A 26,808-nucleotide genomic window follows, 5' to 3' on the forward strand; every position below is an offset into this window, starting at 1 on the left:
TGAATGCAGGAAGATACGGCGCGGTCCGCGATCGACACCTTCATCTCCGCCTTCAACGCCTCGGACGACGCGTATGTGACGTCGCTGCTCTCGCAGGCTCTGACTTCGGACGTGGTCTTCTGGGGGCCGTTGGGTCGTAGTGAGGGGATCGAGGCGGTCGAGCGGTTCGTGCTGGACATCCGACGGCATCCGGCCGGGGCCGGCACGATGGTGCGCTGCTCGGCGGTGGACATGCCCGACGAGTGGGCGCGGTACGAGTGGGTCTTCACCACCCCGGACGGCGGCCCCCGCCTCGCGGGAACGGACGTCGTCCATCTGCGCCGGAGTCTCATCGACCAGATCATCGTCTTCGCCGGGGAGATCAAGCCGTCCGGCTCCTGACCGACGGGGTACGCCCCGCTCACGACCAGCTGATGCGGGGCGCCCCGCTCACCACGTCGATCGATCCCCAGTCCCCTTCGATGTGGAACGCCGAACCGTTCCAGTACAGCGCGTCGATTCCCCCGTAGTCCGTCTCACCGGCGGCGTCCACCGCCGGCGGTGTTCCCTGACCGGTCCAGGTGAGGCTCCTGACATCGGGGAACTCGATGCCGGCTCTCGCGTAGCAGTTCTGCTCGCCGGGAGCCGGGGGACGGTAGGCGGGGTGCCGGGCCGTGAGGACGAGTTCCACGTCCAAGGCCAGTCGGCCGGGCGAGGCGGTTACACCCAGGACGAAGCTGTCCTCCAGATAGACGCCCTCGAACCCGGTCAGTTGCGGGTAGTCGACCTTCTCACTGCTCACGGCAAATCCCAGACGATCGGTGTGTGGTTCCCGGGACTCTTCCTGGCGACCGGGTTCCCCTGCGGGTCGATACGTTCTCCCTGAGCATTCCTTATCTCGACGTGCGGCGTCCCGCTTCCAGGTGCCCTGCTGCTGCCCTCCTTCAGGGTGACCCACGGGCTGGAGAGTTCGCCCCCGGGCCTGCTCCACCGCCTCCGCCGTTGCTTCCACCACCACCGGCGGCGCCCAGCGCCCCCTCTCCTGTGACGGCCGCACCCGCCACGGCCAGGCCCGCGCCGGGTGGGAACAGGGCCAGGAGGGAGAGGAGGAGCAGGGCGAAGCCGAGGTAGACGAGGAAGTGGTCCAGGGCGTCGAGGAGGTGGGCGGTGGGGATGGCCCGGCCTTCCGTGCCTGCCGCGCCAAGGCTTCGCCAGAGGAGGAGGGTGCCGGTGGTGGCCGTGCCCAGGGCTGATGCGGTGCGGAAGCGGTGGGTGGCCAGCGGCTCGGCGAGGAGGGGGACGGCGATGACCGTCCGGCGCCAGGTGCGGAGCAGGGTGGTGAGTTGCCAGGCGGCCCAGGCCAGGGCGGCCACAGCGAAGGCCCGTAGGAGCTGCGGGCCGGTGCCTTTCGTGAAGTACTTCCTGTAGTCCGGCCGTCGACTTGAAGGAGCCCACGCCCAGGAAGAGGACAGCCGGGAGCAGCAGGACGCCCGGGACCAGCCAGGCCAGGAGGCGTCTGCGGCGGGAGGGCGTGGTGGGGTGGGGCGTCGCCGCTCGGATGCGGGCTCGCAGGTCCGGCGTACGCCATGTCGTCGCGTCGTCGGTGGCGGTGATGCGGGTGGCCAGGTCGGCCACGGTTCGGTGTAAGGGCGGCGTGGATGCCGTGTCGTAGAAGTCGTAGAAGAGGTTTCGGCGCAGGCGCAGGAAGCGGAGGGCTATGAGGGGGGTCCAGGGGAGGCGCAGGGTCGCGTAGTGGAGTGCGGCCGCGATCGTGTCGCCGTCCCGGCGTTCGGCGGGGAGGAGTGTGTCGGGGAGGCGGCGCTTTGCTCGGTGGAGGGTCACGAAGTCCGCCGTCATGGCCAGGAGCACCGCGGCTGGAGGCGCGAGGGCGAGGGTGGGCTGAAGGTTCTCCAGCCAGTCGTCCGCGGGGGTACGTGCGTGTGTGGCCGCGTAGTTGTTCAGGGTGTGGTGGGCCACCGCCGCCGAGAGAGGGAGCAGGGCCAGGGGCTTCCACCACTCCTTCGCTCGCCACAGCACTCGCACGCCCAGGCCTGCGACCGTCGACCACACCAGGTGCGTGAACGTCCCGACCGCCACCTCTCCCCCATGGCTCAGGTCCAGAGGAGCGACGGGCGCCGGTAACCAGGATGTGAACACCTGGGACGGACCCGGGACATACGGCACCGACAGGCTCTCCGGCACGATCCAACCGCCGTGCGCGGCGATGGCGCGGTCCGCGTCCAGGGAGTAGCGCAGCAGCGCCTCCAGCAGCCAGCCCTACAGGAGGAGGGGGGAATAGGCGGTGGTGTTCACGACCCGCATCAGGGACTGGTCCGTCTGGTCGGCGATCAGCCTGGTGTACGACAACTCCAGTAGCGCCGCCGCCGTACCGCATGCGTACACGCCGACCAGGACGGCCAGAAGGACCGTCGTCACGCCCACGGAACGGGTGGGCCAGGAAAGCAGGAGCAGTTGTACGACCCCGTATACGGCCGCGGTCACCATGAGCACGGTCATGCGTCCGTCAGCTCTCCGTGCGCGGGAAGGAGACCTCCACCCTTCGGTTCTTCTTCCGGCCCGTCTCCGTCGAGTTGTCGGCGATCGGGTACTGCTCGCCGTAGCCGCGTACCTCGTACGTGATGCCCGCGTCGTTCAGTTCCTCGTCGAGGACGTCCTGTACGGCGTTGGCGCGCTGGCGGGACAGGACGTCTCCGTGGGCCGACGAACCCAGGTTGTCGGTGAAGCCGAAGACCCTGATCCGCGTCGCGTTCTGCTTCTTGATCTCGTCCGCGATGGCGGCGATACGGGCCTTGGAGTCGTCGCTCAGCTTCGCGCTGTCCTTGCTGAACAGGACCTCGGCCTGGAGTGCGAACTTGACGTCGGCGTTGGTGTCTTCGCGGCGTTCCTCGCCGCCCTCGTCCTCCACGACCTGCTTGATGTCGAGGACCTTCGGCTCGGCCAGGGTGCCGCCTTCGGGGAGCTTCAGGTCGGGGTCGTTCGGGTCGACCTTCACGGGGGCGGTGGCGGTGGCTTCGGTGCCCGGGGGGACGCTGGGGGTTTCGTCGGCGTGGGCGGTCGTGATGCCGTAGAGGTTGGTGGCGATCATGACCGTCGCCGCGGCCCAGGCCACGCGGGAGGAGGTGAGGGTCATCGCCTGCCTCATCCGGAGATCTTGATCGTGGCGCTGGAGAAGGTGGGGAGTTGGAGGGTGACGTCTGTGGTGGATTCGGGTGGGGACGGGAACTGCATGAAGACCGCGAGTTCTTCCCCTGCCTTGAGCGTGGAGAAGCCTGTCGTGGTCAGCGGGCGGCCCTCTGTGTCGCGCAGTACGTAGTAGCGCTTCTTCTCCTTGGAGTCGACGAGGGTGGCGCCGCCCAGCGACCGGCCGTGTGCGATGACCTCCGTCTCGTCGCCCCGCAGCAGCATCGGCACCGTGACCGACTTGGCGCTGTCGTTCTCCAGGGTGCCGTTCACGGTGACGAATCCACCGGCGTCCCGCTCGGCGGTGGTGATCTGGAGGATCAACCCGCTCGAACCCTTCAACTCGGCTTGGACATCGTCCGACTGGCCCTCCTGCGGGCTCGGGTCGGACCCGTCCTTCTGCGGAGCGGACGCCGTCGTCTCCGGCTTTTTGTTGTCGTCGTCACCGCCTCCGCCACAGCCGGCCACACCGGCGGCCAGTCCAGCCGCGAGTGCCAGCGCGACCGCCCCTCTGCGGGCCTTCGCCGTGAACCGAATGCTGCTCATGCGTCCGCTTCCTTCGTCACTCGTCGTTCGCTTGTCAGTCGGCCAGGTGGACATCGAAGAGGTCCTCGGGCTCGGGCAGAACGCCGAGATCCTCCGGGTCCAGGTCCCAGTTCCTGTCCTTGCAGGCGAGGCGCGGCAGTACGTCGTCCGCCGCGTCCTCGGCCGGGGGTTCGAACGTGCACAGGGACTCGATCTCGGCGGTGGCGGACGCCGTCGACTGCTTGTCCTCCGTACCCGGGATGACGGACTCCCCCACGGTCTTGTTGGTCCTCACCTCGACCGTGTAGGCCAACGGCCCGTCCGGGGCGCACGCCAGCACCACGGCGTCGTTCTGCGCCGCCAGTTGGTCCGCCCGTCCGCACGAAGGGTCGAGTCCCTCCGCGTTGCCGTCGAAGATGTCCTGCCACTTGGTCGGGTCGAGGACGTCCGTCACCCACAGGTCCGCGAGTTGGTCCCGTCGGTCCTGGGCTGCCGCGAGGGCCGCCGCGTCGGCGGCCGTACCGGCACCGTTCTTGTTCGCCGCGGCCTGGCCGACCGCAAGGTACGCGAACGCGAGAAAGAGCAGGCCGCCCACCACCGTGATGTAGATGGGGAAAGCCTGCCCTGCGTCTCCGCGAGCGCGCCTGCGCATCAGCCCGTGATCTGACCGATCTGTGTCGTGATCGCGTCGGCGATCTGTGCGCCGAAGTCCGTGCTGAGGAGAACAAGGATGATCGCGACGACCACCGCGATGATGCCCAGGTACTCCACCGCCGTCTGGCCCTTGTCGTTCCGCCCGGCGTGGGCTTTGAGGTACGAGACCGTGGTGTTGATCCACTTGCTCATGGCGTTGCCCTCCGTTGTCCGTGGTACGAGCAACGTATGAGGGAACGACCTTCTTCTCAGAGGGTCCCAGGGCCCAAATCCGGGCCCAAAGCCCGGTCACCGCAGGTCTCCGTATGAATCCGGTGCCGTTCCCAGCCACTTGGCGGCGGCCTCGGCGCGGCTGGTGCTGTGGAGTTTGGCGAAGATGCGGTTGATGTGGTTCTTGACGGTCTTCTCGCTGATGAAGCAGGTGGCGGCGATCTGCTGGTTGTTCATGCCGGACGCGATGAGTTCCATGACCTCCGCCTCCCTCGTGCTGAGTTGATAGCGAGACTGTGCCACAGATGGTTGCAGTTGCGAAAGGACTTTGGCAGAACTGGCTTGTGGGTGGGAATTTGGGATCTCTGTTTCGTATGCAGTTGCACTCGCGACACCGAGGTTCTCCGGCAGGGTCGCGGCCTTCGCGCTGCGCAGTCGGGCCATGACGGCGCCCGCCGCCGACGCCGTGAGGTGGGCGCTTCCGGTTCCTGCGTCCCGTACCGCCGCCACCAGTTGGTCCGTGGTGAACTCGCCGTGCACCAGATAGCCGCCGGCGCCTCGGCGCAGGGCCTCGTGGACGATCTCCGACTCGCTGCTGTACGTCAGCATCAGGACCGGGGCGATCGGCACCAGGTGCGGGAGTGCCGAGATGCCGTCGACGCCGGGCATGCGGACGTCCAGGAGGATCACGTCGGGGCGGTGTCGCTGGGCGGCCTCGTAGGCCTCGCGGCCGTCGGCCGCCTGCGCCACGACCGTGATGTCCTCGTGGCCGGAGAGCAGGGCGGTGAGACCGGCCCGTACCACCGGATTGTCGTCCGCGACCAGCACCCGCAAACGGGTCGGCATCACGCGGCCTCCTCTCGGATCGTGGCCAGCGGGAGTTCCAGGCGGACCTCCGTGCCCTTGGGGTGGTCTCCTCGGCCGATGCGGATGCGGGCGCCGAGCGCTGCCGCTCGTTCGACCATGCCCACCAGGCCGAAGTGGCCCGCTCTGCGGAGTTGTTCGAGGGTGAGGTCGTGAGGGAGGCCCCGGCCGTCGTCGTAGACCGTGATGCGCAGGAGGTCGCCCTCCACCCCGCCGCTCACGTCCACTCGGGTCGGGGACGCATGGCGGTGGGCGTTCTCCATGGCTTCCGTCGCGATGGTGAGGAGTTGGCGGGCGACGGGAGGCGGAAGCGGGGGGAGTCCGTGGTCGCCGGTGGGGTGGTAGGTGGCCGGCAGGCCCGTACGGGTGCTGAAGTCGGCTGTCCTGGCCGCCAGTTCCGCCATGACGTCCGTGCCGTGGTCCGGGGTCTCCTGGCGGCGGAGGTCGGCCAGGAGTTCCCGGGACTCCGCCGCTGCCCTGCGGGCGGAGCGGGCCACCAGGTCGGCCTGCTGCCGTATGCGTGCCGGGTCGGTGTGCGCCGCTCCCGCGGACGTCGCCAGGCTGTCCGCGGCCAGGGCCACGCCGTGCAGGGTCTTCGCCACCGAGTCGTGCATCTCTCGGGCCAGGCGGGCGCGTTCCGCGCTGACCGCTTCTGTCGCGGCGAGGCGGGCCTGGACCGTGGTGAGGGCCTGGGTGGCCGCGCCGAAGCGGAGCATCAAGTTGCGCAGGGTGACGCCCATGGCGCCGGTGACCACGCACAGGCCGGGAAGGAGCAACGCCTCGGCGACCGTGGGGTGGAGGTCCTTGGAGCTTGCGTAGACCGTGACGAGTATCAGGCCCTGGAGGGAGGCGAAGCAGCCCGCGCCTCGCCAGCCGTAGACGAGGCCCGCGAGCAGGGGGGTGCAGACGCTGACGTAGGCGAGGGTGGTGTCCGGGCCGGCCGAGATCAGGAGCAGGGCGCCGAAGAGGGTGTCCGCGGCCAGGAGGGTGGGGTGGCGGAGGAGCAGGGGGCCGAAGCGTTCCCAGTCCCTGAAGAGGACGTACGAGCCCATGAAGGTGACCAGTACGGCCGCGGCGACCAGGCGTGCGCTCAGGCCGGGGGCGGCGTTGAGGAGGGCGGCGGGGGCGGCGAGCGCGATCATGGCCAGGCGGAAGCCGAAGACCTGGCGGCACATGGCTTGGAGGGCGTTGGTCTGGAGGGGGATGGTGGGTGCGGGTGTGTGGTGCTGTGCCCGGCCTTCGGCCGGGATCGGGTTCCCACCCGCACCGCCCGTGCGGGTATCGAGTTTGCGGGTATCGAGTTCAGGTGCGGGTGGCCCCTGTGGGGGCTGAGCGCCGTCGGCGACGGACCGTACAGCCCCCACGCCCCTCGCCGACGTCGACCGTCGGCGCAGCACCCAGAAGCCATCCGCCCCCGCCCTCGCCCCCGCCCTCGTCGTAGCCATCGTCGCCCCCCTACTTTCCCGTGATCGAACCGAAGTCCGTCCCCGAGCCCAGGATCAGGCCGGCGCCCAGGAGGAGCATCGTGGCCGGGACCATGAAGGTGGTGATCATCATCGTGGCCTTGGGGACCGCGCGGGCGGCCTTGCGGCGGGCGTTCTGGGCGTCGGTGCGGCGCATGTCCTTGGCGAGGGCGATGAGCGTGTCGACGATCGGGGCGCCCAGCTCCTCGCCCTGCTGCAACGCCGTCACGAACATCGCGACCTGTTCGGAGTCGTTGCGGCGCCGCAGTTCCGCGAACGCCTGGCGGCGGCTCATGCCCAGGTCCATCTGACGGAGGGTGATCCGGAGTTCGTCCGCCCACGGGCCCTCGTACTTCGTGGCCACACGGTCGAGGGCCTGGCGGAAGCCGAGGCCCGCGCTGACCACCACCGCGAGAACGTCCAGGAAGTCCGGCAGGGTGCGCTCGATGACGTCCTTGCGGACGCGGATCGCCGACCAGATGCCGACCTCGGTCCAGAAGACTCCGAACGCGAAGAGGAGCAGGGCCAGGAGCAGGTTGCCGCGCATCAGGGACAGCAGGCCGCCGAAGCCGCCCAGGAAGCCGTAGACCGCGCGGCGCGCCGCGTAGCGGTCGATCGTCAGGCCCCCGGGGTTGCCCGCCAGGTCGATCTTCCGGCGGTACTTCGCCACCTGTTTGGGGCCCATCAGCCGCAGTACCGCCGGCGCGTACCGCATCCCCAGGCGGTCGATCACCGAGTCCACCGCGCCCGTGCGCGTGGCGCCGATCTCCAGGGCCAGGACCAGGTCGCTCGGCAGTTTCGCGTCCGCCCGGTACATGCGGATGCCGGCGAAGACGCCCCAGACGGCCAAGCCCATCAGCAGTGCGAGTCCTATCGCCATCTCTCTGCCCCCTTCAGACGTCGATACGGGACAGGCGGCGGATGAGGATGAACCCGACCGCGTACATCGCGAACGCGACGATCACCACCCCCTGGCCCACCGGGGAGCCGGTCATGCGGTCCAGGGCGCCGTCCTTCACCCCGTTCATCAGGAAGAGGGAGCCGATGCCGAGGATCGGGACCGCGTACGACGTCATGTTGACCTGGGAGAGCTGGGTGCGGACCTCACGACGGGTCTCCTTGCGCTCTTCGAGGGTCTCCGTCAAGTTCCGCAACGCGCCCACGACTTGTCCGCCCGCCCGGTTGGACAGGACCAGGGTCGTCACCAGCACCACCAGCTCACGAGAGGGCAGTCGCTCCGCCATCTCTCCCAGCGCGTCGTCGAGGGACGCGCCCAGGGAGAGTTGGTTGGCCACTTTCCCCAACTCCTCCCCCGCCGGGGCCTCCAGCTCCTCGGCCGCCATGCCGATGGCGGTGCGCAGGGCCAGGCCCGCCTGGGTCGCGTTCGCCAGGATGCGGGAGAGTTCCGGGAGTTGGTTGATGAACCTCTCGATGCGTTTCTGGCGTTGCCAGTTGAGGAACTGGAGCGCCGCCCAGATGCCCAGGAGGCCGGCGATGGGGCCGAAGAACGGCGCCAGGGACGCCTGGCCGATGAGGAAGAGGCCGGCCGCGCTCGACATCATGTAGACGAAGAACTCGCCCGGTGTGATGTCCAGGCCGGTGGCCGCGAGGCGGAGTTCCAGTTTCCTGCCGAGCTTCGTGCGGCGCAGCCGCCGGTCCAGTTTCGGGAAGCGGCGCCTGCGCCCGCCCGTCTCGATCTGGCCGGTGGACGAGAGGCGGTCGATGAGGGCCTGGCGCTGGGCCTTGCCCATGGCGTACGCGTGCAGGCCCGCCACCGCGAGGCCACAGGTGACCAGGGTGAGACCGGTGGCCAGCTGGACCAGGGTTTGCAGTTCCATCAGCCAGTCCACCTACCTGGTTTCTCGGGTCGTCAGCTCGGCCACGGTCTGGGCCACGCCGAAGGCTTGCGGGATCGGCTGGCTCGCCATGTAGAGGCGGTTGGCCGTACGGCGTGGGAGCGGGGAGTACTCGAAGGCGCCGTAGACGCGGCCGTCCGCCGCCATCGGCTGGGCGTGGAAGCGGGCCACCGTGGCGAGGCGGTACGGTTCGCCGCCGTGGCTGTCCAGCACCGCGATCTCCGTGATGCGGCGGGCTCCGTCCGGGAAGCGGGTGAGCTGGATGATGACGTCGACCGCGCTGTTGATCTGGTCGTGCAGCGCCTCGAAGGGGACGCCGACCTCCGACATCGAGGCGAGGGTCTTCAGACGCATCAGCGCGTCCTCGGTGCTGTTGGCGTGGACCGTGGCGAGGGAGCCGTCGTGGCCGGTCGACATCGCCTGGAGCATGTCGAGGGACTCGCCACCGCGGACCTCACCTACGACGATCCGGTCGGGGCGCATGCGCAGGGAGTTGCGGACCAGGTCGCGGATGGTGATCTGGCCCTTGCCCTCCACGTTCGGAGGGCGGGATTCGAGGCGGATGACGTGCGTCTGCTGGAGCTGGAGTTCGGCCGAGTCCTCGATGGTGATGATGCGTTCGTGCTCCGGGATCAGGCCGGAGAGGGCGTTCAACAGCGTGGTCTTCCCCGTGCCGGTCGCGCCCGAGACGATGATGTTGAACTTCGCCCGCACCAACCCCGCCAGCAGATACAGCATGTGCTCGTCCAGCGAGCCGAAGCCGACCATCTCGTGCAGGGTGAAGGAGCGTGGGAAGCGGCGGATGGTCAGGGTCGCGCCGGTCAGGGACAGGGGCGGGATGATCACGTTCACCCGCTCGCCCGAGGGGAGTCGGGCATCGACCATCGGGTTCGACTCGTCGACCCGGCGGTTGACCGTCGACACGATCCGTTCGATGGTCTGCATCAGCTGGTCGTGGGAGGGGAAGCGGAGCGGGAGCTGTTCCACCCGCCCGCCGCGCTCCACGAATATCGCGTCCGGGCCGTTCACCATGATCTCGGTGATGGACGCGTCCTCCAGGAGCGGCTCCAGGATGCCGAGGCCGAGTGCCTCGTCGACGACCCGCCGGATCAGCTGGGAGCGTTCGACCGTCGACAGCACCGGGCCCTCGCGGCTGATGATGTGCCCGAGCACCCGTTCCAGACGGGCCCGGCGCTCGGCCGCCGCCAGCGAGCTCATCTCCGCGAGGTCGATCTCCTCCAGGAGCTTGGCGCGGTACGACGCGACGAGGTGGCCGTCCTCGCCCCGGGCGCCGTTCTCCTCGGGGGTGTTGATGCGTGCGCGCAGGCTCATGGTCGTACCTCGTTCAGTGGTCGAGCGGCATGGTCGCGGTCTTCTGAGCGGTGCCGAAGTCCCAGAAGGGGACGAGGTTCGGAATGTCGACGGTGGCGGTGACGGTCACCGAGTCGTCGCCGCCGGACTCGGAACAGGTGACGGACAGCCAGTCGCTGACCGCCGTCGCGCAGCCCTCCTGCGCGCCGTGGTCGAGGGAGGCGGCCCGTGCCCCGGCCCTGGCCGCCGTACCGGCCTGCTGGGCGGCGTAGGCGATGAGCCCGACCTGGACGCCGGCGAGTGCGACGAGCAGCAGGATCGGGATGAACCCGAGGTACTCGATGGCCACTTGGCCGCGGTCGCGGCCGCCACCGGTGCCCTTTCGGCCGTCCCGGACCTTCGAGTCGTTCGCGTCGTACGACATCTCAGTCCTTCTCCTCCTGCACGGCCCCCGCGTGGCCCTCGACGGTGAACGGGAAGCCGATCGCGCCCGGGAAGAGCACCGGCACCTTGAGGGACACCTCCGCCGTGACATACGTGCCGTCCGCCGTGCAGTTCACCTCGGCGTCCCCCTGCCACGCGCCCGGGAGATCCTGGAGGCCCGCCTCCTCGCAGGCCGCCTGCCCCTCCGACGCCGTGCCCGCCCGCACCGCCTCGTCCGCGGCATGCCCCGCCAGCGTGAAGGTGTATCCCACCAGCACGAACTGCCACACCAGCACCAGCGTCACGATGATGATCGGCGTCATCCCGAGGAACTCGACGGCGACCTGGCCGGAGTCCCCGTAGCGCCGCTTCACGGTCCGATCTCCTTGCGGCGCCGGAAGGCCGTGGAACCCCGTTCCCGCTGCGCGCCTTCCCTGGCCTTGACCAGCCCCAGCTCCCCCGCCAGGGTCCACAGCGCCTGCTTCACCACGCTCTTGTTCTCCAGCTCGTGCACGCGGCCCGCGTCCACGACCCCTTGCAGTTCCTTGAAGTTGGCGGGGATCGCGGTTCCGGCGACGGGTGTGCCGGTGATCCTGCGGATCAGGTGCGGCTGGATCTCGGTGCCGCGGGTGTGGCGGTTGACGACGACCGTCGTCTCCTCCCCCTTGCGGATCTGGAGCCGGTCCCACATCCGTACGGTCCGCTTGGCGCCGCGTACCGCCACCACGTCCGGCGTGGTGACCAGCAGCGCCACGTCCGCCATCTCCACCGCCGCCGCGCCGGCGCCGCTGAGCTGGGCGCCGCAGTCGACGACGACGACCTCGTAGCGGGAGCGCAGGGCGCCGACGATCTGGCGGGCGGCGCGGTCGGTGACCTCCTCGCCGCGTTCGCCCTCGCCGGGGGCCAGCAGGAGGGCGAGGCCGGTGTCGTGGCGGAAGACGGCGTCCGCGAGGACCCTCGGTGAGATGTCCGTGATGGCGGCGAGGTCGACGACCGAGCGGCGGAACTGCACGTCCAGGAAGGAGGCGATGTCGCCGGTCTGGAGGTCCATGTCCACCAGGGCGGTGGGGCGGCCCGACGCCTGGGCGGCCAGGGCGAGCTGGATGGCGGTGAGCGTGGCGCCGACCCCGCCCTTGGCGCCGCTCACCGTGACGACCGTGCCGCCGACGCCGGTGAACACGTCGGCGCCCGCGCCGAGATGGCGCCGTACGCCCACCGACCAGGCGGCGACGGCCTGGACGCGGTTGGCCAGCTCCTCGTAGTGCAGGGGCAGGGCGACCAGGCCGCGGGCGCCGTAGTCCATGGCCGCCTGGAAGAGGCCGGGGCTCGCGTCGGAGGTGACGAGGATGACACCCACCGCGGGGAAGCGCAGGGCGACCTCGCGGATGAGTTCCAGCGCCGGGACGGGGCCGATGCGTTCGTGGACGACGACGACCTCGGGGAGTTCGTCGACGGACTCGGCGGCGAGGCGGGCGAGGGTGTCGACGAGCTGGGTGGAGTCGACGACCGGGGCGACCGGTTCGGCGTCCGGGAGCTGGCTGAGCAGCGTGGTGAGGGAACGGACCGCGTCCGCGTCGCCTACGGCCGGCAGGATCCTCGTGGGCATACGGCTCTCACTTGTCCTTCGCGAGTTCGTACGTGCGGTCCTGGTCCGGAACGGGCTGGGCGCCGCCGGGGGCCACCAGGGCGAGGCGGACCCGCTCGGCGAACGACTCGGCGTAGGTGAGGCGCTGCGCGTCGAGGGTGGAGAGGGCGAAGGTGATCGGGACGGCTTCCTTGGAGCGCTGGTCCCGGTTGCTCTCGTCGGGGTCGAGCGAGGTCAGCCTGCCGACGTCGAGGACTTTGGCATTGGTTACGATGATCTTGGACTGGGCGGGGCTACCCTCCCGCTCGCCCTCGAAGGTGGCGTACACGTTGACCGTGGAGCCGGGTGTGATCTTGCCGGCGACGCCGGTCGCCGCGTCGATCATGATGGCGACCTCCTGCTGCCCGGGCTGCAGAGCCGGCTGTGCCACGATCATGTCGCTCTGCAGCAGGGAGCCCTTCTCCAGCTTGGTCACCGCGATCTTGCCCTCGACCTGGCGGAGATCGGTGACGGCGTTGGCCGAGAGCCAGCGCTCGGGCATCGAGATCTTCTCGAACTGGGCCCTGCTCAGCGCCGTGTAGGGCTGGATCTCGGCCTTGACCTCGTACGCGGTGACCTCGGGGCCGACCTTGGACTTCACGTCGTTGATGACGGAGAGCACGCCGGCGAAGGCCGCCAGGGCACAGACGACCGACAGGATCAGGAGTATTACGCCGCGGCGCTGACGGGAGTTCATGAACCGGACAACCTCATTGGGGGATGCGGGTCGGCAGGGTTGCTCACCCGGCGGTGAGTTGGTTCTGGGTGTGGTGGTTCTCGTTGAGCGGAGGCGTGGCGGAGCAGAAGACGCAGCGGTCGCCGATGACGTCGATGCCGCACCAGTGGCAGCTGGACTGCCGGACGGACGTCACCAGTTGGTAGAGGACCGAGAGGTCGGGCAGGAAGGTGCAGAACTCGATCACCTTCGGGGTGCCCCACCAGGCCGCGGACTCGGCGGGCAGCGGGGCCTCCCGCAGGCCCTGGACGTTCCAGGCGGGCGCCAGGGTGCCGGCGATCCAGTCGGACTGGAACTGGCCCTTGGCGACCAGCATCGAGGTGGCGAACTCGGGGCCGGAGAGGACGGCTTCCGGTCCGACGCGGACGAGTTGCGGCTCCGGGTGGGCGATCACACCGAACTGGCTGCCGGGCACCCAGGACTTGGCGTGGGACTTCAGGCCTACGGGGACGCGGTCGAGCTTGGCGACGGAGCCGAGGACGGCGCCGGAGTGGATGTAGTGGGTGAGCAGCCGGCCGGCGGAGGCGAGGACGCCGGGGCTGAGGTCGCAGGAGGCGAGCTGGCGCAACTGGCGCGCGAGGACCGCCAGTCCGAGCGGCGGCAGCTCGGGGCGGAAGAGCGCGATCCGGTCGCTCTCCAGGAGGGAGCGGATGGTGTGCAGCCGCCGCTCCACGCCGGGGGCCACCACCTGTGAGCACACGACGATCACATGTCCGTGCTGGTCGATGAGCCCCTGAAGCGCCGCCAGCGCGTGGTCCAGCGGCTGTTGGTCGAGATCCTTGAGGACGATCGCGGGCACGGTCCGCTCGTCCTGTGGCGGCAGTGCCATGTCGGCACCGGTCACGGCAATGGCAGTTGGCACGCGCAGCTCCCCGTTCCCATGCCCCGCCGGCCCGACCGGCGTTACCCGACCCACCCAGTCGACTTCACTGCGTGACTATGCCAGCACTCTAACCACGCGGTTGTGACCGGAGAACAGCGTTTGTGTAGCTGGCGAGGAACTGCCGTTACACAAGTTGCGTCAAATCGGGGCAGGTTGAGCATCTCGCCCGTCACTTTTCGACCCCCGGGCCCTTGCCAGGGCCGTCGACTGGGCCCAGGGACCCACATCGCCGGGCCACTCTCGGGAACGAACTGGTCTGGACCTATTGACAGATGGATTGGTCTGGACCAGCTTATTGTCATGTCCCCACAGAGACGATCGACCCGGCTCTGGTCCGGAGTCGTCACCGCCGCCCTCGTCGCCTTCTCCCTCTCCCTCGCGGGCGCGGGTCAGGCCTCCGCAGCCGACGTCAACAACGCCAAGAACGCCGGATTCGAGTCCGGCCTGACCAACTGGACCTGCACGGCGAGCAGCGGTACGACCGTCTCCTCGCCCGTCCACTCGGGCGCCGCCGCCCTCAAGGCAACCCCGGCCGGGCAGGACAACGCCAAGTGCACCCAGTCGGTCGCCGTGAAGCCCAGCTCGACGTACACCCTGAGCGCCTGGGTCCAGGGCGGCTACAGCTACCTGGGCGTCACCGGCACCGGCACCACGGACGTGTCGACCTGGACCCCGGACTCCGCGTCCTGGAAGCAGCTGTCGACCACCTTCACCACCGGCGCCTCGACCACGTCCGTCACCGTCTACACCCACGGCTGGTACGGCCAGGCCGCCTACTACGCCGACGATCTCTCCGTCTACGGCCCCGACGGGGGCGGCGGCACCGACCCGACGCCCACGATCCCGGCCGCACCGGGCGGCCTGTCCGTCTCCGGTACGACGTCGTCGTCGGTGTCCCTGGCCTGGAACACCGTCTCCGGCGCGACCGGCTACAACGTCTACCGGGCCGGCACGAAGGTGACGGCGGTGACCGGCACCTCGGCCACGGTGACCGGCCTCTCGGCCTCCACCTCGTACTCCTTCCAGGTCACGGCGACCAACTCGGCCGGTGAGTCGCCGAAGTCGGCGACCGTGACGGGGACGACGACGGCGACCCCCACCGGCCCGGCGCTCCCCAAGCACGCCGTCACCGGCTACTGGCAGAACTTCAACAACGGCGCCACCGTCCAGAAGATCTCCGCCGTCCCGTCCCAGTACGACATCATCGCCGTGGCCTTCGCGGACGCGACGACGACGCCGGGTGCCGTGACCTTCAACCTCGACTCGGCCGGTCTCGGCGGCTACACCGTCGACCAGTTCAAGGCGGACATCGCGGCGAAGAAGGCGGCCGGGAAGAAGGTGATCGTCTCGGTCGGCGGCCAGAACGGCACGGTGTCGATCAACGACACGACCTCGGCGGCCAACTTCGCCAACTCGGTCTACTCCCTGATGCAGACGTACGGCTTCGACGGCGTCGACATCGACCTGGAGAACGGCATCAACGCCACCTATATGACCCAGGCGTTGCGGTCGCTGTCTGCCAAGGCGGGCTCGTCGCTGGTCATCACGATGGCGCCGCAGACCATCGACATGCAGTCGACGTCGAACGGCTACTTCCAGACCGCGCTCAACATCAAGGACATCCTCACCGTCGTCAACATGCAGTACTACAACAGCGGTTCGATGCTGGGCTGCGACGGCAAGGTGTACGCGCAGGGCTCGGTCGACTTCCTCACCGCCCTCGCCTGCATCCAGCTGGAGGGCGGACTCGCCCCGTCCCAGGTGGGGTTGGGCCTGCCCGCCTCGACGAGCGGGGCCGGCAGCGGGTATGTGTCACCGACCGTCGTGAACAACGCCCTGGACTGTCTGACGAAGGGCACCGGCTGCGGTTCCTTCAAGCCGTCCAGGACCTATCCGGACCTGCGGGGCGCGATGACCTGGTCGACCAACTGGGACGCGTCGGCCGGGAACGCCTGGTCGAACGCGGTGGGACCGCACGTGCACGGGCTGCCGTAGGCGGCCGGGCCCCGGGCCCTCAGTCGCCGTCGTCGACCGTCTCGTAGGTCTCGGCGAAGATCTCGCCCTCACAGGCGTAGTGCTCGCCGCGCACCCCCTCGATCAGCATCCAGCCGGGCGGGATCTCGTCCGGCTCCGCGCCCCGCTCCATGGTGCGGATACGCAGGACCTGCCCGCCGTCCCGCTCTTCCATGGCGACGAAGTCGTCGCCGAGGAAGGCACGGACGGCGGGCAGGTCCTGCTCCCGGCCCGTCCACAGCAGCGCGCGCACGGTGACCGGCCGCTTGCGGACGCGGACGACTGTCATGAAGGGCTCCTGGGCGGTCGACGACATGCCTCACCTTGTCAGGAGCTGGTCAGGACGACCAGTCGTTCGGTCGCGCGTGTCATCGCGACATAGCGGTCCACCGCTCCCTCCACCCCCGTGCCGAAGTTCTCCGGGTCGACCAGGACGACCAGGTCGAACTCCAGGCCCTTCGACAGCTCGGGCGGCAGGGAGCGGACGCGGGCCGTGGCCTTGAAGGACGGGTCGCCGATGACGCAGGCGATGCCCTCGGCGGGGTGTTCGGTGAGCCAGGTGTCGAGGATCGAGGTCAGGTCGCCGGTGGAGCCGTGGGTGACCGGGATGCCGCTGCTGCGGATGGAGGTGGGCACGTTGGCGTCCGGGAGGGCGGTGCGGATGACCGGCTCGGCCTCCTTCATGACCTCTTCCGGGGTGCGGTAGTTGATGCTGAGGGACGCCAGGGTGATGCGGTCCAGGCCGATGCGGCGCAGACGTTCCTCCCAGGTCTCGGTGAAGCCGTGGCGGGCCTGGGCGCGGTCGCCGACGATCGTGAAGCTGCGGGAGGGACAGCGCAGCAGCAGCATCTGCCATTCGGCGTCCGTCAGCTCCTGGGCCTCGTCCACCACGATGTGCGCGAAGGGGCCCGCGAGGAGGTCGGGTTCGACCGCGCTGAGTTCGGAGTCGTCCACCAGGTTGCGCTGGAAGTCCTCGCGGCCCAGCTGGGTCATCAGGCCGTCGCCGTCGACGTCGGCCGCGATCAGGTTCTCGACGACCCGCGCCATCTGCTCACGCTGGGCGGCGAGGGCGGCGTCCTGCCGGCGTTTGCGGGCGTCGGCCTTCGGGTCGCCGAGGCGCTGCCGTGCCGCGTCGAGGAGGGGGAGGTCGGAGACGGTCCAGGCGGCCGGGTCCGCGCGTTGCAGGGTCCGGACCTCGTCGCGGCTCAGCCAGGGCGCGCACAGCCGCAGATAGGCGGGGACCGTCCACAGGTCGCCGACCAGGTCGGCCGCCTCCAGCAGCGGCCAGGCCTTGTTGAGGGCTCCCACCAGCCCCTTGTCCTGGCGCAGCACCCTGCGGAACAGCTCGGGCGGGAGGTCGGCGCCCTTGTACTTCTCCCGCAGGATCGCGACCAGCTTGTCCCAGATGTGGCCGCGGGCCTCGTTGTGCGGGGTGCCCGGTTCCGGGGCGTCGAACGCCTCGGCCCAGTCGGCGGCGGTCAGGTGGAGGTCGGTGTGGTCGACGGTGACCGTCCTGCCCTCGGTGGGTGGCTCCTCGTAGAACCGTACGGCCTTCTCGATCGCCTTCACCAGGTCCGCCGAGGACTTCAGACGGGCCGCCTCGGGGTCGGTCTCCACGCCCGCCGCGGCGCCCTCCTCGACCAGGTCCCGCAGGATGCAGGTCTGTACGCCCTCCTCGCCGAGGCTCGGGAGGACGTCGGCGACGTAGGAGAGGTAGGGGCGGTGCGGGCCGACGAACAGGACGCCGCCTCTGCGGTGGCCCAGGCGGGGGTCGGAGTAGAGGAGGTGGGCGGTGCGGTGCAGGGCGACGACCGTCTTGCCGGTGCCGGGGCCGCCGTCGACGACGAGCGCGCCGCGTGATCCGGCGCGGATGATGGCGTCCTGGTCGGACTGGATGGTGGCGAGGACGTCCCGCATCCGGTCCGAGCGGTTGCTGCCGAGGCTGGCGATGAAGGCGGACTGGTCGTCGAGGGCGACCTGCCGCTCCAGGCCGTCGGCGGTGAACACCTCGTCCCAGTAGTCGCTGATCCGGCCCTCGGTCCAGCGGTAGCGGCGGCGGCTCGCGAGGCCCATCGGGTTCGCGTGGGTCGCCGCGAAGAACGGCTCGGCGGCCGGCGAACGCCAGTCGATGAGCAGCCGGTGCCCGTCGCTGTCGGTGAGCCCGAGGCGGCCCACGTAGAGGGGCTCGGCGTCGTCGGCGCCGACCATGCGGCCGAGGCACAGGTCGAGGCCGAAGCGGCGCAGCGTACGCAGGCGGGCGGTCAGACGGTGGATCTCGGCGTCCCGGTCCATCGCGGCCCGGCCCGCGCCACCGGGCGCCCTGAGTTCGGCGTCGAGCCGCTCGGACAGCTCGGCGATCGACTCCTCCAGGCTCGCCGCGATCGCCGCGAAGTGCTCCTCGTCGGCGGCGATCAGGGCGGGGTCGGCCTTGGCGGAGAGGCGGTCGGGGAGGTCGAACGCCGGGCCGGCGGTTCCCTGGGGGTTCACGTGATCAGCTCCGATGGAGGCCGAATTCGGGTAATTGACGATGATCAAGCATGCATGGCCGTCGCTAGGGCACGGTGGGACCCGCCACGTCGCTCAGCAGCTTCGCCGCGATCGTCGCCCCGTCCGTGCGGACCTCGGCCGCCAGGGTCCGGGCCCGCTCGCGGACCTCGGGGGCGAGGGCCGTGGTGAGCGCGGCCGACAGGGAATCGTAGGTCGGGGCCGGGCCGTCGTGGGCCGCGCCGATGCCGAGTTCGGCGACGCGCTGCGCCCAGTACGGCTGGTCGGCCATCTGGGCCACCACCACCTGCGGCGCCCCGGCCCGGGCGGCGGTGGTGGTCGTACCGGCGCCTCCGTGGTGGACGACCGCGGCGACCCGGCGGAACAGTTCCTGCTGGTTGACCTCGCCGACGACGAAGCAGTCGTCCTGGCCGTCGGTCAGGGCGAGGTCGGCCCAGCCGCGGCCGAGCAGCACGCGCCGGCCCTGCGCGCGGACCGCTGCCACGGCCGCCCGGGAGACGTCCGCCGCGTCCCGCAGCGGCATGCTGCCGAAGCCGACGTACACCGGCGGATCACCCGCGGCCAGGAACTTCTCCAGGTCCTCGGGGAGCGGCCGGTCGTCGGTCCGGATCCAGGCGCCGGTCTGGACGACGTCGAGGTCGGCCGACTCGGGCCAGGGGCTCAGGGCCGGGTCGGACGCCAGCAGCGGGCGGTCGGTGAGGACGTGGTCGCGGACGTTCGCCACCGGGGGCAGGCCGAGCGCGGCGCGGTGGGTGTTGACGGCGGCGCCGAACAGCTCGTTCAGGACGTCGGTGTTCAGGTCCCACAGCGCCCGGTTGTCCGTGACGTCCGCGGGGAGCGGGTGGCCGGGGAAGGCGAGCGGGGGGTGGTGCGGGGAGGGCAGGTAGGAGGGGAAGTAGGAGACGAAGGCGTACGGGACGCCCGACTTCTCCGCCGCGGCGCGGGCCGCGGCGGCGGCGGGGAGCAGCCCCGTCGCCACCACCAGGTCGCTGCCTTCGGCCACCGGGGCGACCGTGTCGTACACCGACGCGAACAGCGCGGCGGCGCGCTCCCGCATGGTCGGGGGCAGCTTCGTCGGCTTCCCGGTCAGGGCGTCCGTCGCCAGTACGCGCACGGACTGGCCGATCGCCACCAGCGGGACGCCGACCCCGGCCAGCAGCTCCCCGAAGTCGGGCGGCGCGCACACCGACACCTCCGCGCCCAGCTCCCGCAATGCCACCGCCAGGCCCGCCATCGGTTCCACGTCCCCGCGCGATCCGTACGTCAGCAGCACAACACGCATCAGTGACTTCCTCATTTCCGCAGGTCCCGGGCTCAGGCCGACGATTCTGCGGCACGAGGGGGGCCTTGCCGCAAGGCCCCCGGTGCGCTATACATTGAATATGGCAAGGGGTGTCCACACCTCCTTGCCTTTCGCTTTGGTACGGGTCAGCGCATCGGCTTGTAGTAGCCCAGGATCGCCTGGAGTCCCGCAAACCACTCCCGCAGGCGGTCCTTGGGTTTCGCCTCCACCGCGCACTCGTAGAACTGGCCGCTGTGCAGGACCACCGCCACGACCAGGGCCTTGCCGTTCGGGGTCGCCTTGTAGTGGACGGTGTGGATCTCGGGCCAGCTGAACTCGGCCTCCGCGCCGCGTATTTCGAAGGCGACGCCGGACATGTCGATGACCACGGAGTTGTGGCGGTCGACGGCCAGGAACTCCGGGCCCGTTGGAGCCGGCGGCACGGGCTGGGGCGCGTACTGCGGGGGCGGGGGGCCGAAGGCTCCTGGTGGTGGGCCGTAGGGCGGCTGCGTCATCGGTGTCCCTCGGTGGGTGTCTCGTACAACTGTCGTGCGACTTCCGGTATCGAAACCTACCCGTGAAACATTTCCCCGGGTCCACCGCATCAGTACAAGTGAGGACGGTGCGCGCCGGGCACCCACGAGCAGGGGGAACACATGAGACAGGTCCTTGCGGACCAGTACGCGGAGTTCGCGGCGGCACGCGCGGGGCATCTGTACCGCTCCGCGTGCCTGCTCACCGCCGGGGACACGCATCTCGCCGAGGATCTGGTGCAGGAGGCCCTGGGCCGGCTGTACATCAGCTGGCAGCGGGTGAGCCGGGTCGGCAACCCGGCCGGGTACGCGCAGACCGTGCTCACCCGGACGTTCCTCGCCCATCAGCGGCGGCGCAGCAGCACCGAGCGGGCCACCGACACCCTGCCCGACCGGGCCGCCGTCGACCAGCGGGACGTACCGCTGCGGCTGACGCTGCTGGAGGCGCTGGCCCGGCTGCCCGCCAAGGACCGGGCCGTGGTCGTCCTGCGCTACTGGGAGGACCGCTCGATCGAGGAGACCGCCGACGCGATGAACGTCAGTTCCGCGGCGGTACGGACCCGGTGCACGCGGGCCCTCGGGCGGCTGCGGGACCTGCTGGGCGAGGACCTCGGCGAGTACGCACGTTTCTGATCACCCCACCCCCCACGACATCCCATCACTCAGACCTCGCGGAAACGGTGGTTTGCCATGCCCGTTGACCAGCACAGCGATCCCTTCGAGGATCGCGTCGCCGCCGAACTGCGGACCGCAGGCGGCGGATTCGAACCCGATCTGACCGCGCTCACGACGGCCGGTCTGGCCCGTGGGCGGCGGCTGCGGCTGCGGCGCCGGGCCGCCGTGGTGGGCGGGGCCGCCTCCCTCGCGCTCGTCGGCGTGGGCGGGGCGCTGCTGCTGCCCGGCGCGGGTGCGGACCCGGAGAAGGCCTCGGTGGGTTCGACGTCGAACGCGTCGTCGTCCGGCAAGCCGACCGCCCCGCCCGTCTCCGGCCAGGAACTGATCAGCACGCTCAAGAAGGAGCTGGGATACGGCAAGTTCAGCCAGGAGACCGGTCGCGGCACCGAGGACTCGCCGTACGCGTGGCTCGTGTGGGACGACGGGGACGGGGGTGCCGTCGTCTCCGTGAACATGGAGCGGGTCGAGCCGGGGAGCCAGAACGCCCGGGAGTTGACCGCGTGCCCGGACAAGACGTACACGCCGTACGACAGTTGCAGGACCAGCCGCCTCGACAACGGCTCGGTGCTGAGGATCTTCCAGGGGTACGAGTATCCCGACAAGCGCGAGCCCACCAAGTCGTGGACCGCCGACCTGGTCACTCCGAAGGGCCAGCACGTCGCGGTGTACGAGTGGAACGCCGAGGCCGAGAAGGGCTCGCCGGTCACCCGGGAGGAACCGCCGCTGGACGCCGCGGAGTTGAAGAAGCTGGTGACCGCGCCGGCGTGGCTGAAGGCGGTCGACGCCACTGCCGAGAAGACGTGGCCGTCGGCCCAGCCCGAGGCGAGCACGGCCCCCACCGACATCCGCAAGACGCTCGTCGACCTCCTCCCCGACGGTCTCACCCCTGTCTCGCGGGGCGGTGACGAGTCCGGGTGGGGTTATGTCGTCGTCGACGACGGCAAGGGCAAGAGCCTCGTCGAGATCAACGTGCAGCCGGACATGGGGGATCTGCTCGGGGAGAGCATCTTCGAGGGCGCCGAGGAGGTCGGCGACGGCACGATGCTCATCACCCGTGAGGACGCCGGGGACAAGGACGTGGCGGGTGCGGTGAGGTGGACCGTCGACACCGTGCGGATCAACGGTCTGCGCGTCGTGGTGAGCGCCCTCAACGCGGGCGGGCCGCACGACGCGCCCAGCCGTGCCGAGCCCGCCCTGACGATGGAGCAGCTCAAGAAGATCGCGCTCAGCTCGAAGTGGGGGCCGAGCCGGGAGGAGTTGCTGACCGGTCAGAAGAACTCCGACCAGGGCTGATCCCAGATCTGCTTCACGCACAGCACCAGGAACAGCAGCCCGGCGATCGCCAGCATCGCGTTGCTGACCGGGCCGTTGCGCCATTCCGTGGGCGTGCGTGAGGAGTTGAGGAGCCAGATCAGGGTGCCGGCGAGGAAGGGGAGGAAGGCCGCGCCCAGGACGCCGTAGAGGATGATCAGGCGGAAGGGCTGGCCCTGGAAGAGCAGGACGATGGGCGGGAAGGTCAGCCACAGCAGGTACGCGCGGAAGGGCCAGGAGCGTTCGCGCGCACCGGAGGCGACCTCCTCGCCCTTCGCCGTCTCCGTCGTGCGGTAGCGGGCGACGAAGTCGGCGAACATCAGGCTCACGCCGTGCCAGACGCCGATGAGGGAGGTGAAGGAGGTGGCGAAGAAGCCGATCAGGAAGAACTTGGCGGTCGCCGAGCCGTACTCCTTCTCCAGGATGTCGCTGAGCTGGACGAGGCCCTTGTCGCCGCTGGCGATGGCCACGTTCGCCGAGTGCAGCAGTTCCGCGCCGACGAAGAGCATCGCGATGACGAAGATGCCGGTGGTGGCGTAGGCGACGCGGTTGTCGAGCCGCATGACCTTCATCCAGCCGGTGTTGGTCCAGCCCTTGGCGTTGACCCAGTAGCCGTACGCGGCGAGGGTGATGGTGCCGCCGACGCCGCCGATCAGGCCGAGGGTGTTGAGGACCGAGTCCTTCTCGTCGGGCAGGACGGGGAGCAGGCCCGCGAGGGCGTCGGGGAGGTTCGGGGTGACCCGGATCGCCAGGTACACGGTCACCACGAACATGACGCCCACCAGGACCGTCATGACCTTCTCGAAGACCTCGTACTTGTTGAACCAGACGAAGACCAGCCCGACCAGGCCGCAGGCGATCGCCCACCCCTTGAGGTCCATCACGTCCGGGAACAGCGCCTGGAGCGGCAGCGCGCTGGACGACATCGCCGCCGCGCCGTACACGAAGCCCCAGATCACGACGTAGACCACGAAGAACCAGGTGGTCCAGCGGCCCAGGCTCGCCCAGCCGTCGAAGAGGGTGCGGCCGGTGGACAGATGCCAGCGGCCGGCGGCCTCGGCGAGGGATATCTTCACGAGGCAGCCGATCACGGCGGCCCACAGCAGGGTGTATCCGAAGTTGCTGCCGGCGATGAGGGTGGCGACCAGGTCGCCGGCGCCGACGCCGGTGGCCGCGACGACGATGCCGGGGCCGATGTACTTCCAACTGGACTTGCGGGGTGTGGGGGTGGTCGATACCTGGGTGTCAGTGGGGTGTCCCGTGGTGTCCGCCATGAAGGTCAACAAACCGCAAAGATCCAGCACTGGCAAGAGGGCGGGCGCGTCCGCCGGCGTTCGATTCGCGCCAGTGCGTCTTTATTCGCTCTTGACCTGCTCATGCCATGAGTCGACGATGAGCCGCACACCCGCACCACGTACGTCGCACTGAATCGCCACTCCCCACTCCCACAAGGAGACTTCATGCGACTTCGGACACGAGGCGCAGGCGCCCGGGGCGGCAGACGCACCGCCGCCTTCGCCGCCCTGCTCGCTCTGGCGCTCGCCGCGCCGCTCACCTCGATGGACGCCTCTGCCGACAGCGCCGCCAAGGCGGCCCCCTCCGCGGACGACGTCCGGCAGTACGAGATCCACCAGCACACGACCCCCGTGACCCGGGCGGCCATTCAGCAGACCGGGGTCACGGTGGACGAGGCCGACGAGGAGACCGTGGTGGTCTCCGGCCGGGCCGACCAGATCAAGAAACTGCGCCGACTCGGCTACGAGGTCCAGGCGTTGGGCACCGCCCCGGACCGGCTGGCCGAGGACGAGATGCGGCTGTACGACTTCCCGTCGGCCGACTCGCGCTATCACAACTACGCGGAGATGACGAGCGCGATCAACTCCGCCGTCTCGGCCCACCCGGACCTCGTGAGCCAGCGCGTGATCGGCACGTCCTACCAGGGCCGGAACATCGTCGCCATCAAGATCAGCGACAACGTGGCGACGGACGAGTCCGAGCCCGAGGTGCTCTTCACGCACCACCAGCACGCGCGCGAGCACCTCACCGTCGAGATGGCGCTCTATCTGCTCGACCAGCTGACCTCGGGCTACGGCACCGACTCACGCGTGACCAACCTGGTCAACAACCGTGAGATCTGGATCGTTCCGGACCTCAACCCCGACGGCGGCGAGTACGACGTGGCCACGGGCTCGTACCGCTCCTGGCGCAAGAACCGGCAGCCCAACTCCGGTTCCTCGTACGTCGGTACGGACCTCAACCGCAACTGGAACTACCGGTGGGGCTGCTGCGGCGGCTCGTCCGGGTCGACGTCCTCGGAGACCTACCGCGGATCGGCCGCCGAGTCGGCTCCCGAGGTCAAGGTCGTCGCGAACTTCGTGCGCAGCCGTGTGGTCGGCGGGGTGCAGCAGATCAAGGCCGGCATCGACTTCCACACGTACAGCGAGCTGGTGCTGTGGCCCTTCGGGTACACGACGGCCGACACGGCGACGGGGATGACGACGGACGACCGGAACGCCTTCGCCACGGTGGGGCAGAAGATGGCCGCCAGTAACGGCTACACGCCGGAGCAGTCCAGCGATCTGTACATCACCGACGGGTCCATCGACGACTGGCTGTGGGGGAACCAGAAGATCTTCGCCTACACCTTCGAGATGTACCCGACGTCCAGTTCCCAGGGCGGGTTCTATCCTCCCGACGAGGTGATCGCCCGCGAGACCGCCAGGAACCGGGACGCGGTGTTGCAGCTGCTGGAGAACGCGGACTGTATGTACCGGTCCATCGGGAAGGAAGCCCAGTACTGCGGCTAGGCGGACTCGTCCTCGTTCTCTTCGAAGTACTCGTCGAGAACCGCGTCCAGCTGCTCTTCCCACAGCTTGAAATCGGCCCTGGCCGTCGCCTCGATCTCGATCGGGTACCAGCGGCGGTCAGGGGTGTGGACCGTGATCGTGAATCGCTTGCCGAAGCGGGGGGACTCCGTCTCGACCGCGCCGATCTCGTCCCACCCGAACTCGCACCGCTCCTCGTCGAGGCTCAGGCGTACGCCCTTCGCGTCGGCGACGATTCTGGCGCGGCGGTCGGAGGCCTCGAAGACGGGGCCGTCGGCCGCCGCGTCCTCGTCTGCCGCCGCTTCCTCCGCCTCCTCCGCCTCGGCCGTCTCCGGTTCGTCGGGGGCGGCCTCGTCCTGTGCGAGGGGCTCCTCGGCGTCCTCCGGCTTGGCGTCCTCGGGCTCGCCGGACACGGGTGAGGTCAGCCCGGGGATGAAGGCCGGGTCGAATCCGGCGCCCTCCAGGGGCTTGCTGCTCGAACCTATGCGCTGCTCCACGGTCGGAAGTATGGCGGACAAAGCTGTGCCATGGGGCGGCGGGGGCGGATGAGGTCATGGGAACCGGTCACGGACGACCGCCGTCCAGGCTTGCAAGAACCCGCAGAAACTTTCATCAACTTCTTGCAGGCACTGTCGATCACTGTTTAACTCAGGCCCTGTTGATCGCAGTTGACGGCCAGCCGGTTGTTCAACCGGCCGATTCGAGGAGTGTCGTGACGGCGCAGATATCCGTCGCCGAACCCGGGGTCCGAAGCGATGACAGCGGTTTCTCCCTCCGTGCCCCGGACGGGACCTCGTACCGCGTCGATCTCACCCGCGAGGTGCTCGCACCCGCGAACCCGCTGCTGGCGGAGTACTGCGAGGGACGCCGGGTGGCGGCCTTCGTGAGTCCGACCGTGGACCGGCTGTACGGCGGGCGGCTGCGCGCCTATCTGAAGGCACGGCTCGCTCCGGGGAGTTGGAGCGTGCATGTGCTGGGCGGCGGCGAGGACCGCAAGACCATGGGGTCGGTCGAGGAGATCTGCTCGCTGGCCAAGCGCGCGGGCCTTGACCGGCGCGGGGTGATGCTCGCCGTCGGCGGCGGGGTCACCTGCGATCTCGTCGGGTTCGCCGCGGCGATCTACAGCCGGGGCGTGCGCTACATCAAGGTCAACACCACCCTCGTCGGCCAGGTCGACGTCGGTGTCGGGGTCAAGACCGGCGTCAACGCCCTGGGCACGAAGAACATGCTCGGCGCGTATCACCCGGCCCACGCCTCGCTCAACGACCCTGGTTTTCTGCGGACGTTGGGGGCGCGGGACATCCGGTGCGGGCTGGGTGAGATCGCCAAGATGGCGATCATCAAGGACGCCTGGCTGTTCCGGACGCTGGAGGAATGCCCGGAGATCTTTCAGCGGCCGTATCCCACCCCGCGGTTCCTCGTGGAGGCGGGGCTGGGGCTGGACGGCGTCGAGGACTATGTGCTGCGCACCTCGATGGAGCTGATGATGGAGGAGCTCTGTCCCAACCTGCGTGAGCACGATCTGGCTCGGCTGGTCGACTTCGGCCACACCTTCGGGCCGGTCATGGAGACGGCCAGCGAGTACCGGATCGCCCACGGGGAGTCGGTCGCCGTGGACATGGCTCTGTCCACCGAGTTGGCGCGGGTGCTGGGGCTTCTCGACGCGGCAGAGTGTGAGCGGATCGTCGCGCTGATCGGGGCGCTGGGGTTGCCTGTGTATGACCCGGCTGTCTGTACGCCCGAGTTGATGCGTCATGCGTTGACGGCGTCCTGGGAGCGGCGGGGGCGGCGGCTGCATCTTGTGGTGCCGGACGGGGTGGGGTCTGCGGTTTTCGTGGATGACCTGGATGACATTCCGGGCGGGGCGCTGGAAGAGGCGCTGCTTCGGCTCTCGACCCGTGCGGCGCTCACTGTCGCCTGATCCATTTGCCGCGA

At 69.7% G+C, this 26,808-nt stretch carries 29 protein-coding genes; 6 read left to right on the top strand and 23 right to left on the bottom strand.

Annotation, left to right across the window (positions count from 1 at the left end; translation table 11 throughout):
- The first annotated feature begins 3 nt into the window (after nt 1-3).
- Nucleotides 4-381, top strand: a complete 378-nt coding sequence (locus OG866_RS15730; RefSeq protein WP_329335228.1) for a nuclear transport factor 2 family protein — start codon at nt 4-6, stop codon at nt 379-381.
- Between the two features lie 19 nt (nt 382-400).
- Here OG866_RS15730 and OG866_RS15735 read toward each other — a convergent pair whose 3' ends face one another.
- The 17 genes from OG866_RS15735 to OG866_RS15815 form a co-directional block, all read right to left on the bottom strand.
- Nucleotides 401-781, bottom strand: coding sequence for a hypothetical protein (locus OG866_RS15735; RefSeq protein ID WP_329335229.1), 381 nt, complete (start codon nt 779-781; stop codon nt 401-403).
- Between the two features lie 142 nt (nt 782-923).
- Nucleotides 924-1,352, bottom strand: coding sequence for a hypothetical protein (locus OG866_RS15740; RefSeq protein ID WP_329335230.1), 429 nt, complete (start codon nt 1,350-1,352; stop codon nt 924-926).
- 904 nt (nt 1,353-2,256) lie between these two features.
- Nucleotides 2,257-2,496 (bottom strand): hypothetical protein, encoded by a 240-nt coding sequence (locus OG866_RS15745; protein ID WP_329335231.1) that lies wholly within the window; start codon nt 2,494-2,496, stop codon nt 2,257-2,259.
- A gap of 7 nt (nt 2,497-2,503) precedes the next feature.
- Nucleotides 2,504-3,142: an OmpA family protein gene (locus OG866_RS15750; RefSeq protein WP_329335233.1), complete on the bottom strand. Its 639-nt coding sequence runs from the start codon at nt 3,140-3,142 to the stop codon at nt 2,504-2,506.
- Nucleotides 3,139-3,726 carry a hypothetical protein gene (locus OG866_RS15755; protein ID WP_329335234.1) on the bottom strand — a complete coding sequence of 196 codons (588 nt, stop codon included), beginning with the start codon at nt 3,724-3,726 and terminating at the stop codon, nt 3,139-3,141. Before OG866_RS15755 ends, OG866_RS15750 begins: the two co-directional genes overlap by 4 nt.
- 34 nt (nt 3,727-3,760) lie before the next feature.
- Nucleotides 3,761-4,357 (bottom strand): pilus assembly protein TadG-related protein, encoded by a 597-nt coding sequence (locus tag OG866_RS15760; protein WP_329335236.1) that lies wholly within the window; start codon nt 4,355-4,357, stop codon nt 3,761-3,763.
- Nucleotides 4,357-4,551 (bottom strand): Flp family type IVb pilin, encoded by a 195-nt coding sequence (locus OG866_RS15765; RefSeq protein WP_329335238.1) that lies wholly within the window; start codon nt 4,549-4,551, stop codon nt 4,357-4,359. The genes OG866_RS15760 and OG866_RS15765 overlap by 1 nt, the downstream gene beginning before the upstream one ends.
- A 96-nt stretch (nt 4,552-4,647) precedes the next feature.
- Nucleotides 4,648-5,415 carry a response regulator transcription factor gene (locus OG866_RS15770; protein WP_329335240.1) on the bottom strand — a complete coding sequence of 256 codons (768 nt, stop codon included), beginning with the start codon at nt 5,413-5,415 and terminating at the stop codon, nt 4,648-4,650.
- Nucleotides 5,415-6,878 carry a sensor histidine kinase gene (locus tag OG866_RS15775; RefSeq protein WP_443063529.1) on the bottom strand — a complete coding sequence of 488 codons (1,464 nt, stop codon included), beginning with the start codon at nt 6,876-6,878 and terminating at the stop codon, nt 5,415-5,417. The genes OG866_RS15770 and OG866_RS15775 overlap by 1 nt, the downstream gene beginning before the upstream one ends.
- A gap of 10 nt (nt 6,879-6,888) precedes the next feature.
- Nucleotides 6,889-7,776, bottom strand: a complete 888-nt coding sequence (locus OG866_RS15780; RefSeq protein ID WP_329335242.1) for a DUF5936 domain-containing protein — start codon at nt 7,774-7,776, stop codon at nt 6,889-6,891.
- Between the two features lie 13 nt (nt 7,777-7,789).
- Nucleotides 7,790-8,734, bottom strand: a complete 945-nt coding sequence (locus OG866_RS15785; RefSeq protein WP_329335243.1) for a type II secretion system F family protein — start codon at nt 8,732-8,734, stop codon at nt 7,790-7,792.
- A gap of 12 nt (nt 8,735-8,746) precedes the next feature.
- Entirely contained in the window at nt 8,747-10,084 is a 1,338-nt protein-coding gene (locus tag OG866_RS15790; protein ID WP_329335245.1) for a CpaF family protein, read from the bottom strand.
- A 13-nt stretch (nt 10,085-10,097) separates the two neighbouring features.
- Entirely contained in the window at nt 10,098-10,487 is a 390-nt protein-coding gene (locus OG866_RS15795; RefSeq protein ID WP_329335246.1) for a TadE/TadG family type IV pilus assembly protein, read from the bottom strand.
- 1 nt (nt 10,488) lies between these two features.
- Nucleotides 10,489-10,809 (bottom strand): pilus assembly protein, encoded by a 321-nt coding sequence (locus OG866_RS15800; RefSeq protein WP_443063641.1) that lies wholly within the window; start codon nt 10,807-10,809, stop codon nt 10,489-10,491.
- Nucleotides 10,810-10,856: 47 nt separating this feature from the next.
- Nucleotides 10,857-12,092 carry an AAA family ATPase gene (locus OG866_RS15805; protein ID WP_329335249.1) on the bottom strand — a complete coding sequence of 412 codons (1,236 nt, stop codon included), beginning with the start codon at nt 12,090-12,092 and terminating at the stop codon, nt 10,857-10,859.
- A gap of 7 nt (nt 12,093-12,099) precedes the next feature.
- On the bottom strand, nt 12,100-12,807 hold the full coding sequence (cpaB, locus tag OG866_RS15810) for a Flp pilus assembly protein CpaB (protein ID WP_329335252.1): 708 nt from the start codon (nt 12,805-12,807) through the stop codon (nt 12,100-12,102).
- A 43-nt stretch (nt 12,808-12,850) separates the two neighbouring features.
- Nucleotides 12,851-13,675, bottom strand: a complete 825-nt coding sequence (locus tag OG866_RS15815) for a hypothetical protein (protein WP_329344122.1) — start codon at nt 13,673-13,675, stop codon at nt 12,851-12,853.
- A 354-nt stretch (nt 13,676-14,029) separates the two neighbouring features.
- On the opposite strand from OG866_RS15815, the gene OG866_RS15820 reads away from it, so the two are divergent.
- Complete coding sequence (locus OG866_RS15820; RefSeq protein ID WP_329335254.1) at nt 14,030-15,724, top strand: chitinase; 1,695 nt, start codon at nt 14,030-14,032, stop codon at nt 15,722-15,724.
- Between the two features lie 19 nt (nt 15,725-15,743).
- On the opposite strand, the gene OG866_RS15825 is transcribed toward OG866_RS15820, so the two are convergent.
- From OG866_RS15825 to OG866_RS15840, 4 genes are all read right to left on the bottom strand, one after another.
- Nucleotides 15,744-16,031 (bottom strand): hypothetical protein, encoded by a 288-nt coding sequence (locus tag OG866_RS15825; RefSeq protein WP_329335256.1) that lies wholly within the window; start codon nt 16,029-16,031, stop codon nt 15,744-15,746.
- 38 nt (nt 16,032-16,069) lie between these two features.
- Entirely contained in the window at nt 16,070-18,229 is a 2,160-nt protein-coding gene (gene helR / locus OG866_RS15830) for an RNA polymerase recycling motor ATPase HelR (protein WP_329335259.1), read from the bottom strand.
- A gap of 64 nt (nt 18,230-18,293) precedes the next feature.
- Nucleotides 18,294-19,529 (bottom strand): glycosyltransferase, encoded by a 1,236-nt coding sequence (locus tag OG866_RS15835; protein WP_329335260.1) that lies wholly within the window; start codon nt 19,527-19,529, stop codon nt 18,294-18,296.
- A gap of 146 nt (nt 19,530-19,675) precedes the next feature.
- The gene (locus OG866_RS15840) at nt 19,676-20,044 is read right to left on the bottom strand and encodes a hypothetical protein (protein ID WP_329335261.1); all 369 of its coding nucleotides are present in this window, start codon (nt 20,042-20,044) and stop codon (nt 19,676-19,678) included.
- Nucleotides 20,045-20,185: 141 nt separating this feature from the next.
- Between OG866_RS15840 and OG866_RS15845 the strand changes: the two genes are divergently transcribed.
- Both OG866_RS15845 and OG866_RS15850 read left to right on the top strand, forming a co-directional pair.
- Nucleotides 20,186-20,695 carry a SigE family RNA polymerase sigma factor gene (locus OG866_RS15845; RefSeq protein ID WP_329335262.1) on the top strand — a complete coding sequence of 170 codons (510 nt, stop codon included), beginning with the start codon at nt 20,186-20,188 and terminating at the stop codon, nt 20,693-20,695.
- 57 nt (nt 20,696-20,752) lie between these two features.
- Nucleotides 20,753-22,030 (top strand): hypothetical protein, encoded by a 1,278-nt coding sequence (locus OG866_RS15850; RefSeq protein ID WP_329335263.1) that lies wholly within the window; start codon nt 20,753-20,755, stop codon nt 22,028-22,030.
- Here OG866_RS15850 and OG866_RS15855 read toward each other — a convergent pair.
- A complete protein-coding gene (locus OG866_RS15855; protein WP_329335265.1) occupies nt 22,006-23,322 on the bottom strand; it encodes an Nramp family divalent metal transporter in 1,317 nt (438 codons plus the stop codon). The genes OG866_RS15850 and OG866_RS15855 overlap by 25 nt on opposite strands.
- A gap of 186 nt (nt 23,323-23,508) precedes the next feature.
- Between OG866_RS15855 and OG866_RS15860 the strand changes: the two genes are divergently transcribed.
- Nucleotides 23,509-24,855: a M14 family metallopeptidase gene (locus OG866_RS15860; RefSeq protein WP_329335267.1), complete on the top strand. Its 1,347-nt coding sequence runs from the start codon at nt 23,509-23,511 to the stop codon at nt 24,853-24,855.
- Here OG866_RS15860 and OG866_RS15865 read toward each other — a convergent pair.
- Complete coding sequence (locus OG866_RS15865; RefSeq protein ID WP_329335268.1) at nt 24,852-25,370, bottom strand: hypothetical protein; 519 nt, start codon at nt 25,368-25,370, stop codon at nt 24,852-24,854. The genes OG866_RS15860 and OG866_RS15865 overlap by 4 nt on opposite strands.
- 215 nt (nt 25,371-25,585) lie before the next feature.
- Here OG866_RS15865 and OG866_RS15870 point away from each other — a divergent pair, with 215 nt between their 5' ends.
- Nucleotides 25,586-26,794 (top strand): sedoheptulose 7-phosphate cyclase, encoded by a 1,209-nt coding sequence (locus OG866_RS15870; protein WP_329335270.1) that lies wholly within the window; start codon nt 25,586-25,588, stop codon nt 26,792-26,794.
- The last annotated feature ends 14 nt before the right edge of the window (nt 26,795-26,808 follow it).

The organism is Streptomyces sp. NBC_00663 (genome assembly GCF_036226885.1).
In the GTDB taxonomy this organism is placed as follows: domain Bacteria; phylum Actinomycetota; class Actinomycetes; order Streptomycetales; family Streptomycetaceae; genus Streptomyces.